This window comes from Armatimonadota bacterium, assembly GCA_037138755.1.
Classification (GTDB): Bacteria; Armatimonadota; Fimbriimonadia; order Fimbriimonadales; family Fimbriimonadaceae; genus Fimbriimonas.
This window is the reverse complement of the sequence record JBAXHT010000001.1, coordinates 46,696-59,050: the sequence shown is the minus strand read 5'-3', so window position 1 is coordinate 59,050 and position 12,355 is coordinate 46,696. Positions and strand designations below refer to the sequence as shown.

At 55.5% G+C, this 12,355-nt stretch carries 11 protein-coding genes and 1 tRNA gene; 4 read left to right on the top strand and 8 right to left on the bottom strand.

Annotated elements, in window-relative coordinates:
- Nucleotides 1–28: 28 nt before the first annotated feature.
- Nucleotides 29–550, top strand: coding sequence for a hypothetical protein (locus WCK51_00210; GenBank protein ID MEI7575287.1), 522 nt, complete (start codon nt 29–31; stop codon nt 548–550).
- Here the strand turns inward: WCK51_00210 and WCK51_00205 are convergent.
- Nucleotides 547–1,911 carry a Gfo/Idh/MocA family oxidoreductase gene (locus WCK51_00205; GenBank protein MEI7575286.1) on the bottom strand — a complete coding sequence of 455 codons (1,365 nt, stop codon included), beginning with the start codon at nt 1,909–1,911 and terminating at the stop codon, nt 547–549. The genes WCK51_00210 and WCK51_00205 overlap by 4 nt on opposite strands.
- Nucleotides 1,912–1,996: 85 nt before the next feature.
- Nucleotides 1,997–2,073 (bottom strand) — tRNA-Ile (locus WCK51_00200).
- Nucleotides 2,074–2,158: 85 nt separating this feature from the next.
- On the opposite strand from WCK51_00200, the gene WCK51_00195 reads away from it, so the two are divergent.
- The gene (locus WCK51_00195) at nt 2,159–3,115 is read left to right on the top strand and encodes a hypothetical protein (GenBank protein MEI7575285.1); all 957 of its coding nucleotides are present in this window, start codon (nt 2,159–2,161) and stop codon (nt 3,113–3,115) included.
- Nucleotides 3,116–3,139: 24 nt separating this feature from the next.
- Here WCK51_00195 and WCK51_00190 read toward each other — a convergent pair whose 3' ends face one another.
- The 6 genes from WCK51_00190 to WCK51_00165 all read right to left on the bottom strand — a co-directional run bounded on the left by WCK51_00190 (nt 3,140) and on the right by WCK51_00165 (nt 8,483).
- Nucleotides 3,140–3,949 carry a hypothetical protein gene (locus WCK51_00190; GenBank protein MEI7575284.1) on the bottom strand — a complete coding sequence of 270 codons (810 nt, stop codon included), beginning with the start codon at nt 3,947–3,949 and terminating at the stop codon, nt 3,140–3,142.
- A 107-nt stretch (nt 3,950–4,056) separates the two neighbouring features.
- Complete coding sequence (locus tag WCK51_00185; protein ID MEI7575283.1) at nt 4,057–4,932, bottom strand: hypothetical protein; 876 nt, start codon at nt 4,930–4,932, stop codon at nt 4,057–4,059.
- Nucleotides 4,933–5,026: 94 nt separating this feature from the next.
- The gene (gene proS, locus WCK51_00180; protein MEI7575282.1) at nt 5,027–6,526 is read right to left on the bottom strand and encodes a proline--tRNA ligase; all 1,500 of its coding nucleotides are present in this window, start codon (nt 6,524–6,526) and stop codon (nt 5,027–5,029) included.
- 55 nt (nt 6,527–6,581) lie between these two features.
- Nucleotides 6,582–7,145: a hypothetical protein gene (locus tag WCK51_00175; protein MEI7575281.1), complete on the bottom strand. Its 564-nt coding sequence runs from the start codon at nt 7,143–7,145 to the stop codon at nt 6,582–6,584.
- 199 nt (nt 7,146–7,344) lie between these two features.
- Nucleotides 7,345–7,920, bottom strand: a complete 576-nt coding sequence (locus WCK51_00170) for a hypothetical protein (protein ID MEI7575280.1) — start codon at nt 7,918–7,920, stop codon at nt 7,345–7,347.
- Nucleotides 7,893–8,483, bottom strand: coding sequence for a hypothetical protein (locus tag WCK51_00165; GenBank protein ID MEI7575279.1), 591 nt, complete (start codon nt 8,481–8,483; stop codon nt 7,893–7,895). The genes WCK51_00170 and WCK51_00165 overlap by 28 nt, the downstream gene beginning before the upstream one ends.
- A 155-nt stretch (nt 8,484–8,638) precedes the next feature.
- Here WCK51_00165 and WCK51_00160 point away from each other — a divergent pair, with 155 nt between their 5' ends.
- Both WCK51_00160 and secD read left to right on the top strand, forming a co-directional pair.
- Nucleotides 8,639–9,742: a cis-3-hydroxy-L-proline dehydratase gene (locus WCK51_00160; protein MEI7575278.1), complete on the top strand. Its 1,104-nt coding sequence runs from the start codon at nt 8,639–8,641 to the stop codon at nt 9,740–9,742.
- A gap of 135 nt (nt 9,743–9,877) precedes the next feature.
- A complete protein-coding gene (secD, locus tag WCK51_00155; GenBank protein MEI7575277.1) occupies nt 9,878–12,343 on the top strand; it encodes a protein translocase subunit SecD in 2,466 nt (821 codons plus the stop codon).
- Nucleotides 12,344–12,355 lie beyond the last annotated feature (12 nt).

Sequence of the window (12,355 nt, the reverse complement as noted above, 5' to 3'; positions counted from 1 at the left end):
GTTCTTGCCGTAAGGAACACAGGAAGATATGAAATTCACTCGAACCGTCCTCGCCGTCAGCGCGCTCGCGCTCACCCTTAGCGCATATGCCGCCGATATCACCGGAAAATGGACCGGCAAGATCAACATGGACATGAAGGAAGCCAAGGCTGCAGCAATAAAGGCTGCCGAAGCGGGAGGAAAGAAGATGACTCCAGAACAGGTCAAGATGATGGATCAGCAGATGGCAATGGGCATGAGCATGGTCTCCGGAATTCGGATGAACGCGGTCCTTATGAAGGGTGGAAAGTACACCATGACGACCACCGGAGGTCCCGGAGCTCAGAAGCCACAGACTGAAGAAGGCACTTGGACGATGAAAGGTAACCAAGTGACGATGACGGGAAGCAAGTCGAGTAAGGGACCAAAAACTCTCGTTGGAACGCTGAGCTCGAACGGAAAAACCATCACGTTTGACGTATCAAAGCAAGCTCAAGAGCAGGCATCGAAGAGCGGAGCACCGAAAGGGATGAAGACCCCTTCGGTGTCAATCGTCTTCACCAAGAACTAAGCGTTCGACATGTTATCGAGGGGCTTCCTCGTCTTCCACTCTCCACGAGTGAAGTCGGGGAAGTCCATCGACTTTCCGCGGTTCGCCACCGACATCTCGCTCAATGGGAACGGCGCCGACCAAGCAACCGCGTCGTAAACATCCTGGTCAACCGGAATCCCGTTTCGCAAACAGTAAACGATGCGCCACAGCATCATAAAGTCCATTCCGCCGTGGCCGCCATTCTTCTTCGACTCCTCACCCATGCGCTTGAACAGAGGGTGCTCGTACTTTTCGTACCACTTCTCCAAGTCCTTTCCGGACTTCCACTCGTCTGGGCCACCTTCGTTGGTTTCGTGAGACATCCGATCTGGAAATCCGCCCCAAGCACCAAGAGTGCCCTGCAAGAAGTTGTGTCGCGAATAAGGCCGAGGCAACTGTTCGTCCCATTGCAACATGATCGTTCTACCAAGCTTCGTCTTAATGATCGACGTATTGATATCGCCACAAACGAAGTTCATCTTGTTCCACTTGTGGTCCGGCGGAAACTTCTCTTTCGCGTAGTTGTTTCGCATCTTCGCCGGCGAGCTGATCGAGACCATATAGTCGAAAGCATCGCCCCGGTTAACGTCCATATACTGCGCCACCGGCCCTAAACCGTGGGTGGGATAGAGGTTCCCGTTATGCTGCGCGTACTCGTAGGTTCGCCAAGAACCCGTCCCGTGCTCCACCTCAAACATCTGTCCTCGGAGGTCGTGAATGTACGACGCCTCGCCATGCAACAAGTCACCAAAAACGCCGTGACGCGCCATGTTCAAAACAAGAAGCTCCTCGCGTCCGTAGCAAACGTTCTCCATCATCATACAGATCTTTTGAGTCCGCTCGGAGGTGTCCACAAGCTTCCACATGTCCTCCAGCGTCACGGCCACCGGAACCTCGACAAAGGCGTGTTTCCCTGCTTCCATCGCGGCCAGTGCCATCGGCGCGTGGAGATCCCAGGGAGTAGCGATGATGACAATATCAATATCCTTGCGCTCAAGCATTCGCTTGTAATCATCATCACCTCGACCATAAGCCGCGGGTGCTGGTCGCTTGTGGCGGTTCACCACATTGTTAATCGCCCGCTCCAAAGTCGGCAAGTGGTTATCGCAGACGGCAATGATATCGACGCCGTCGATCAGACACATCTGACTGAGATGGCCAGAGCCCCGAGCTCCGACTCCGATAAATGCAGCGCGAACTCGATCAAGCTTTACGGCGAGGTTGGCAACCGACTTCGAACCTGGTTTACGGCGCGGGGTTGACTGGGTGGCAAGACCGGTTGCGGCAATTCCGGCGGCTCCAGCGGCGGCAAGAAAATCTCGTCTAGGCATCTCGTGCATCTTGCGCAGAATGTTACCGTGAGTCTACGGGCGCAAAGATCCTCAATCGTTTGACTTCCAAGGAAAGAAGTTCCGGGAGGTGGAATGGTGGGCCAAGCGGGACTCGAACCTGCGACCTCACCCTTATCAGGGGTGTGCTCTAACCAACTGAGCTATTAGCCCGGAACCCATAGATAATACCTCACGAAAATTCCGGCGTCAACCGCCCTTCCTGGCACGGCTTTTGCAACCTAGGCTCCGCAAGTCAATGTCTGTAATCACTCCGCGCCAGCCAGGTTCTGAAACCCAGGTTCAGAAGATCACTACCCGAATCGTTCGAGGTTGGGATGGCTACGCTGCGACAGAACCCCATTGGCGAAGACTGTTCGAGAAGACTCGAGGCAGTGACCCTCAGTCAGTTTGGCCGCTGGTCCAGCTCGAATTCGAGCGGCATCGTCGCGATTTTGTGCCTGTAATCGTCACCGGATTCTCAGGCGGCGAACTCTGCGCCGTCGTCCCGCTAATGGAACCTAAGCGAAAGCTATTTAAGGGCAAGAAAAGCATCAAGATGCTAGGATTCGACACCACCGAGTTTGGGATCTCGGTCATCGCGTCCGAGCCACAGACAACCTGGGCCGCTGTTGAACTCGAGCTTCGCGACTACCTCGCCGAGAGCCGCTTCGAGGCGATGATTCTTCGCCGTCCGGCAACTCACCTCTCAGCTGGAGCCTACGTGACCGACTATGCGGCAACCAAAATGCTCCGCAAAGTCCGTCCAACCGGATCCGCGCTCGTGCTTTCCGAACCGATCGAGCAATTCCTCTCTCCGAAAGCCGCCGCTTGGGCTCAAACCTTTGCGAATGCGTCCCTCAAGCACTCGGCGTACGATGAACTCGGCGACGCCGTCGCAATGCTCCGACGCTTCGTCCCCGACCTCTCACCCGCTTTCGCCACTCAACTCGAAATGCTCGCCGAAGAAGGTGATGCGTTTGTAGCCTGGCTAGAGCAAGACGCCCAAGTCGTCGCCGCCCAAGCCTTCCTCCAAACCCAAGATCGCCTCGCCATGCTCTCCGGAGGCGGCCCCGCCCTCGCCCAACTCCAACTAAAAACCCTCCGCAACGCCAGCACCCAAGGAGTGGAGATTGCCAGGTTCCTAACCCCCACCGAAGACTGGCAAACCCAACCAGCCGGGCTAGTCGAGGACGTAGTCATTGCGCGAATCTAAACGCTGACTTCCAGCCGCTTCTGCTTAGGTATCTTTCCGAAGAAGCTCAGCGCGCCGCTCGCGTATCGCCTCCAGCGTTTCTGTCTCAAACCTTTGCCAATCGATCGTGCTGTCGAGGATTCGCTTCGATAGCATTGGCATCCCAAATCTGTGTAGCCACTCGATCATGGCGATGCCGAATGCGGCTACCACGCAAAGTTTGAACTTCTCGGTAACTGCCGAAGTAGTTATGCACCCTAAAACTGCCCCTAAGGAAAGAAATGCGTAGGCGAACTGCTTGAAAATGGGGAGCATTAACTCGGCTGGCGAGCGAACTGCTATGGGGGGCTGAAGTATGCGCCTTTCTCTGAGATCAAGAGTTTCTAGCTCTGAGAGACCAGCGTACTCAGCCTCGTAATCTTCGATGGATTTGTTTGCTAGTGCATCCGCCTCTTTCTTTCTTAGAAGAAATTCTGGAGTGGCCTTCACATAGTTTTTGACGATGAGACAGCCTACGATGAGCATCGTCACCATGGTCAAGGACATAAAGAAAACTTGCTGCCGAAACACAATCACCGAAGCGACGAGACCTAGAATCCCTTTACTGCCGAAAGTTCCAGAAATGGCTCCAACGACAACCATGAAAAGCATGTCTTCTCGGAGTTTCGATCTCATCGATTGAACCCACGTCCAGACGAAAGCCACACCAGGTGGAACCCAACTCAGGCCGAACGGCAAGTCGAATAATCGCGCCTTAATCCCTTCACTCAGGATCGCAAACGCCATCCCCGCAATGATCCAGCTCAGGAAGATCGCAACAGCCTCCGACTGCTCCGCAGTCAACTTCCTGAACATGACCCAAGTCTAGGACGTTGGTCATGGGGTTGTCAAGCGGAAAAGGGCAGAGCGCAAGCGGGTTGCATCCAATCCAGTCTTCCGACTTCTTGCTTCCAACTTTCCGCCTAAACCCGCGCCCCTAAATACTCGTTCACCTGACGAGCAATCCGCGTCCTGAGTTCTTCGGTTGCTCCAGCGGCAAAAACAACTTCCTTCCCCTTCGAGTCTGTCATCAAAACGGCCCGCTGAGGAACTCGGTTGTTACCATTGTTCATCCGAACCCCCGCCTGCGCGATCCCTACAACGGCTCGAGACTCCGGATCAAGATCGATCATCTTCGTCCGAACCCACTTACCGATCGACTTCTTGATCAGCAAAGACCGCCCCGTCAGCTCAATCTCCTCAACAGAAAGCGCCTCGATCACTCCCCATATCATCGCAAATCCGACCCCAAAGAAGATGGAGTAGAACAGCAGCATGAAAAGTGCAACTGGCCCCATGGCCCTCCACATTCCTCCTACCATCAGAATGCAGTGCATCAAAGTAAATGCATTCCATCCAAGGGCAAAGACCCCCAGTCCAAGTGCCGCGGCGATGTTCCGTGGCGAAGTTTGAATACTCAACGAGAGCGCATTGTGGACCGAAGTCGGAATCCCCAGCTCCTGCTGAGCCTCGCGCTCCGCCAGCCGCTCCTGAATGGATTCCAAATCCACCCTCGGCCCCGGAAACCGCTGCGAAGCCAACCGACTCCGAAAATCCGATTCAATCGAAGGCAACTGAGTCACAGCGTTACCAAACGTGTTCGCCAACTCCACATCCCCCGGCTCCCAAAGAGACCCGAGCCGATACTGCAAATCCGAAGCCTCACCTTGCAACGACCGCAAGGTGTTGATATTCTTCTCCACCTCATCCTGACTCAACCCCGGCTTAGGCGAAAGCAACGGAGACAACCGCGCTAGCCAGATATTCGCGTCATCTCGGGTCTTTTGGGATTCATCCATGGGCCGGAAGCTTTCGGCCGTCAGCCGTTAGCCCTCAGCAAGATTATGGCGATTCCACACTTCCGCTGAAGGCTAAAGGCAGACAGCAGACAGCTCAATAAGCTTTAGCAAACACAACCCGCTGCTTACTCGGCTTGCCCGTCATCACGCAAACCCCCGGCTGATCGTCACCCGGCGCAAGCGGCACGAGCGGAATACACCGAATCGTCGCCTTTGTCGCCTCACTAATCTTGTCCTCAGTCTCCTGAGTTCCGTCCCAGTGAGCCAGCACAAACCCACCGCCCCCTTCGCCTTCAAACCGCGCCAAGAAATCGTCCCAGGTATCCACCCGAACCGTATTCGCCTCGCGGAACGCCAGCGCCTTGGCGTACAGATTCGCCTGAATCTCGTCCAGCAAGCTCACGCACCGATCAACAATCTGGTCAACCGGAACCAGCAGCTTCTCCTCCGAGTCCCGCCGAGCAACGCCCAACTCCCCAGCCTCAAGCTCGCGTCCACCAACTTCAACTCGAACGCAAGCCCCCTTCAGGTCCCAATCCTTCGCCTTAAAGCCTGGACCTTCCTTCGTCCGGTCGTCAACCTTAACCCGAACTCCCCGTGCCTTCAGCTCAGCCGCCAGCGCTTTAGCCTTCGCAACCGTCACATCCCAAACCTCGCCTCGGCCCATCGGAATAAAAACGACCTGAACCGGTGCGAGCTTTGGCGGGCAAACCAGCCCCTTATCGTCCGAGTGAGCCATGATCAGCGTCCCGATCAACCGCGTCGAAACCCCCCACGACGTCGCGTAAACGTGCTCCAACTTGCCCTCCGCCGACTGAAAAGTCACATCAAATGCCTTAGCAAATGACTGGCCAAGGTGGTGCGAAGTCCCCGCCTGAATCGCCCGGAGATCCTGCGTCATCGCCTCAATCGTATAGGTGTGATCCGCCCCCGCGAACTTCTCGCCCTCGCTCTTAATCCCCTTCACCACCGGAACCGCCATCCACTCTTCAGCAAACTTCGCGTAGCACTCGTGCAAAATCGTCAAAGCCTCCTGTTCGGCCTCGTCGTATGTCGCATGAGCCGTGTGACCTTCCTGCCAAAGGAACTCAGCCGTGCGCAAGAACATCCGCGTCCGCATCTCCCAGCGCATCACGTTCGCCCACTGGTTAATCAGCAACGGCAAATCGCGGTACGACTGAATCCAGTTCTTATAGGTGTTCCAAATAATCGTCTCGCTAGTCGGACGAATAATGTACTCCTCCGTCAACTTCGCGTCCGGGTCCGGAATCAATCCCTTCCCGTCCGGATTCGCCTTCAGCCGGTGGTGAGTCACAACCGCGCACTCTTTCGCAAAGCCGTCCACATGGTCGGCCTCCTTCTCAAAAAACGACTTCGGGATGAGCAGCGGGAAGTAGGCGTTGACGTGTCCAGTCTCCTTGAACATGTCGTCGAGCGCGCGCTGCATCAGCTCCCAAATGGCATATCCATGAGGCTTGATGACCATACAACCGCGCACGGCGGAGTGATCCGCGAGCTCTGCCTTGACGACAAGCTCGTTGTACCACTCGCTAAAATTCTCTCCCTGAGGGGTAATCCCGTAGTTGCTGCTCACCCGTAGATTGTGGCAGATGCCGCAACTCCCCTGGAATCCGGACGCCCCCGCGCCGTCAACGACTAGGTTCTGCCCGAGGCTCCCAACTTATTTGAACCTCGCCCCAGTTGCCTCTCATCTTAGCGTGACCGTCGACGAACGCAAAACCCATAAATCCTTCTCTCGCGGTTTCTGCGGAAACCAGTAAGTTTGGCCCGCCGACTTTAGATTGTGCGAACATAACTAATCTATCAGCATCTGCTACGGTAGTCACGTCCACCCCACCTACTGACTTGTTCAAGCCCAATGCTCGGTTGTCGGTGCAGTCATATGTCGGAAGGCACTCGAACATTGGATCGATCAGATGCTCCTCCTGGACTCCTGATTTGCGATGGGTGATGAGGAGAGTATTCCAACCGGTAGTGGGACAACCTCGATCATCATAATCCGAGGCGTACACGTGCCACCCGGTGGCAAGAGTCTTCAAATTCGAGATCGCGTGCACGCGCGTCGCCGCAACCCGAGCCGAAGCAAAGAGCGGTCCGAGAATCGAGACCGCCATAAAAAACAGGACACCAACGACTAGTAGCGCCACCCAAGGTACCCGTCTCTTCGGCATCATCTCAATCTCTGGCTCCATCACGTCCTCGCTAAAACCGGCTCACTGCTTATCGATTGCAGCTCCGAAATCCGCTCCTGAAAAGCCGCCACTTCATCAAACATTTCCGTCAGCCGAGGAAATTCCTCCCGTTGGCAAGGTGAGAACTCGAACTCCATCGTTCCAAAGACTACCGTCCAGCACCCTCCTGAAAGCCGGACCCCGTCCGGCACCGGGCGCGTCAGTGACCCGGGCTACTTGCCGGAACTTCCCAGAACAGACTCTGCAACTTCGAAAATCGGATCTTGTAAGACTTTCCGTCCCCAGTTGCAACGACGATGACGTCAATCACGTCAGAATAGCTTCGCAACGTACTCTTACTAACCAGGGCATCTTTGCCAAGATTCGTAGTAAGCGCAAAGACCAAACTCCGTCGCGTTTCTGGGAGGGTACTCATGCTTTTCCCTGCAAAACCGGGGTTAAGACCGATTCCGCGCCGCTCTCCGGTTTCGATGTTCGCGTCCTCTAGAACCCTGGCGTCTTTGTAATAGCCAGCGAGTGCGGCATTCCAGTTTTCGCTTAAGCACGTCCGCTGATCGGAATCAGCTGCATAAAGCAACCACGACTGAGCAAGCAAATTTGCGTGAGCTGCGGTCTGATTGATGTATTTTTGCCTTCCGGATGCTTGCCAAAAACCATACGCACAGGAGAATGGAAAAACTACGACAAACATAATCACGAACCCTTTCACGCCACCTTTGACGAACTCCCAAACGGGATTCGTGGGCTTTACTTTTTCTTTTGAACCGGCTTCCACTGCAACCTCTGGGCCTCGTCGATCAACGCTTTCTTCGCCTGTCCATCAACCGTCACCCATAGCGTCCGGAAGGGCGGTCGGCTGACCTTACGAAGAGTCTCTGGTGTGAGAACTGTATCGGGACCTTCCTGGGTGCTAGTTCCAAACTGGATCACCTTCGACATATCCTCAATCGCCGATTCACTGATCGAACAAACCCCCGGATTCAGGCCGTAGCCGAGCTGGTCTTTCACAAGAGGATCAGCCAACGAGAAAGCATCACCGTATCCCGAAACATTCGCGTTCCAACCCTCAATCGGGCAGGTTCGATCATCGTTATCCGTCGCATACTCGTGCATCGCCGAACTCAGATCGCGGAGATGAGCCAGCGATGTTGTCGTCTGCGCGGCAACTTTCGCCTGGGCAAACACCGGAAACAGAATCCCGCCCCCAACCGGGCAACAGCACATCACCATCGCTCCGCATCCAATCGCCCACTTAGCCCACCCCGGCACCCCGCTCTTCTGCGGCGGAGCCGGAGCATCGCTCGGCGGAGGCATCTGATAACTCGGCGGTACATTCATCTCCAACCATTGTAATTCAAAATGGCCAAAGCTCCCTTTTGCTCCCGAAGCATCCAACGCTATGAAGTTTCCCAGATCGTTCCGTAGCGACTCATCTGGAAAAGGGGAGTCAATCGGGGTCGCTGTTCCCAACCATCGGCTAAACTACGCCAACTATGGGAATCAAGGCGATTCGGGGTTATCAAGTAGATCTTCCGCTGTTTGAAGGGACTTATAAATGGTCAGGCGGAAAGTCGGTCTCCGTCTTCGACAGCACAATCGTCGAAGTCGAGACGGATGAAGGCGTCACCGGGTGGGGCGAGGTTTGTCCGCTAGGGCCATTTTATCTTCCGGCCTACGCGGCTGGAGTTCGGGCGGGCATCAAGGAGCTTGGACCACACCTTATCGGATACGACGCTTGCGAGATTGGGGTTCTGAATGACCGAATGGACGCGGCACTCCAGGGTCACCCTTACGTGAAGTCTGGAATCGACATGGCTTGCTGGGACATCCTTGGTAAGACGGCAGGTCTTCCGGTTTGCACCCTGCTCGGTGGCCGATCGGGTGATGACATCACCCTCTACCGAGCGATTTCGCAGGAGTCTCCAGAGGAAATGGCATCTAAAGTGGCCAAGTATCGGGCCGAAGGCTATCGCCGGTTCCAGCTTAAAGTCGGCGGTGATCCCGACGTCGACATTGCCCGGATCAAAGCCGTCGCGGCGGAACTTCTACCGGGCGACCGTTTGGTGGCTGATGCTAATACCGGCTGGACTCAGCATGAGGCCATGCGCGTGGTTCTTGCGGTTAAGGATGTTGATGTCTACATCGAGCAGCCTTGCCGCTCGTATGAAGAGTGTCTATCAGTACGGCGGCATACGAACCATCCGTTCGTTCTGGACGAGAACATCAACTCGCTTGAAATGCTGCTTCATGCCCAGCGCGACCTGGCGATGGACGTTGTGAACATCAAGATCAGTAAGCTCGGCGGAATCACGAAGGCGCGCCAAGTGCGAGATATGTGCGTCACCCTTGGCATCGCGCTCACAATCGAAGATAGCTGGGGCGGCGATATTGTCACCGCAGCGATCGCGCATCTGGCGCATAGTTGCCCGCATGAGAGCCGGTTCACTTCGACAGATTTCAACAGCTACGTCACCGTGAGTACAGCCAATGGTGCTCCACAACGGGATAACGGAAAGATGCGGGCTTCGACGGCTCCGGGGCTTGGAATCGAGCCGAAGATGGACGTCCTCGGGGCTCCGGTGCTAGAAGTCCGGTAGTTTCGCAACCGCAGGGTGGCGGCTTCTCCGACACCCTGCCAGGCATCCGGGGTAGACTCTCAAGTTCAAAACCGCCTGGAGGCGACCCTAGTTTTGCAGCGACGTAGCTATTATTTCCTTCTTTTCGTGATTGCCATGGGCGCATTGGCCGCCGTGGGATTCACCAAGTTTAAGACCATTTACGGCCTCGACATCAAGGGAGGAACGCGCCTTACCTACCAAGTCAAGCTCCGGAAAGATCAACAAGGCAAGATTGCCATGCCGAAGGCCCGCTCGCAGATCATCTCGGTTCTGCTGAACCGCGCAAGCGGAATGGCGGCTGAACCGGTGGTTGCTGCGAAAGGCGACGACCAAGTCGTCGTCGAACTCCCAGGAATTAGCGACATTAACGAGGCTCGTCGAGTTATCGGCTCCAGTGCGCGGATTGAGCTGTATCATGCAAGGAACCTCAACTCGGCTCAGAACCAAAGTCGAATCTATGATGAGGTCCGATCGGAGGACCCTAACACCCCGGTCGTTAAGTTTCTTCGGCGGTCTGACGGAAAGCGGATTGAGCCAGGAACTCCTGAGTACAAACAGGTCATTGATGGCTGGTTCCTCATCCTCGCTGGAACAGACCTCGCTGCAGCTACGGCCCAGCCTGCCGGGCAAAACTCCTACCAACCAGCAATGGAGTTCAATAACGACGGCACCCGAAAGATGTCGCAATGGATGGACCGCTACTTCGGCAAAGAAGAGCCGATCGCCTTCGTTATGGACGGCCGAGTCCTCAGCGTTTCGCCGGTTATGAAGGATGCTCGGATTAGCAACAACGCCTTCATCAGCGGCGAGTTTTCGACGAAGTACGTCACCTCGCTCGTTGCCTTGCTGAACGGCGGATCGCTTCCGGCGGAGCTTGAAGAGCTCAGTTCCTCGGCAGTTAGCCCGACAATTGGCGACGCCGCCTACGGCAAGATGGTCACCGCAGGTGCCATCGCCTTTGCGGTCATCAGTATTTACTTAATCGGCTACTACGCCTTTCCTGGCGTGGTAGCCCTGTGTGCGTTGTGTCTCTACACGCTCTTCACACTCACGGCGCTGAAGTTCATCGGGGCTACCTTCTCGCTTGCCGCGATTGCAGGATTTATCCTCTCAGTCGGTATGGCGGTCGACGCCAACATTCTTGTCTTTGAGCGTTTCAAAGAAGAAATGCGAAACGGCCGACCGTTGATGTCGGCGATGGAGATTGGCTTCAAGCGCGCTCTGCCGGCGATCATTGATTCGAACGCTTGTACGATCCTGACTTCGTTGGTTCTCGCCAACATTGGAACCGGACCCGTCAAAGGCTTCGCAACGACGCTGATCATTGGTGTCGCGATCTCGCTGTTCACCGCGGTTACCGTTACGCGCTCCTTGCTCATCTTCCTGGTTGGTTCGGGAATCGGAAAGGATCTGAAGTGGTACGCAATCGAGCGGGACTGGTTCAAGAAGTACACGCTTGGTCACGAGATTCTGCCGATTCTCCAGAAGTGGAAGAAGTGGTTTGCAATCTCTGCGGCGACGGTCGTGATTGGCCTTGTGTTCGTACCGCTTGGCGGGTTCAAATTTAATGTTGAGCTCCAAGGTGGAACCGAGGCGCAGTTCCTCTTCAAGGGTGACAACACGACGGCTTCGATCAGCGAAGGACTCGAGAAAGCTGGCTTTAAGGGATCAACCGTCAAGTTTGGCGAAGCCAAAGACGGCAACAAGCTCGCGATCATCTCGGTGCCTGACGACGCCTTTAAGGGCGAAAAGGATCCAGGCAAGCGAACCCAGGCGGTTCTTGCCGCTTCTGGCCTCCAGAACGCGACAGATGCAGGAAGCACGACGGTTGGACCAACACTTCAGAAGGAAGTTCAAGTCGGCGCGGCAACCGGTGTAGGAATTTCGATTCTGCTCATCATTGCTTACCTTGCGCTGCGCTTCGGCTTCTCGGTTGGCGGATTTAAGGAAGGTCTCAAGTTTGGTCTTTCGGCCATCGGCGCGCTGTTCCACGACATTCTGGTTGTGGTCTTCATGGCGGCTCTGTTCGGCTACTTCTTCAAGTGGGATATCTCGTCGCTGTTCCTTACGGCGATGCTGACGATCATCGGATTCTCGGTTCACGACACGATCATCGTGTTCGACCGAATCCGTGAGAATCTGCGGCACCAAGAGGCGGGCGAGGACATCGCTCACCTGATGAACCGTTCGATCACCCAGACGTTCTCGCGTTCGATCAACACTTCGGGAACGGTTATCGTGACGCTCTTGATCTTGGTGCTCTTCGGAACTCCAACGCCGGACCTCAAATTCTTCGTTGTGACGATGCTCATCGGAATAGTCTCGGGAACCTACTCTTCCATCTACAACGCCTCGCCGATTCTGTATCTGTGGGATAAGTCGATTGTCGAAAAGAAGGGCGATAAAGCTGGCTTGGTTGGCCTTGCCCGGGCAGAGATGGCTCGCTCGGCGCAGTTCAATCACGCACCTCAGTCGGTGCCGCGTGCTCAAGCAAACGTCTCCGAGGGTGGTCGTTCGTACGGGCAGGTGCGCCGCCGTGCGAAGGACACCGTGAAGGATAGCTGGCAAGAGCTGGACTGATCTTGTAGCGGG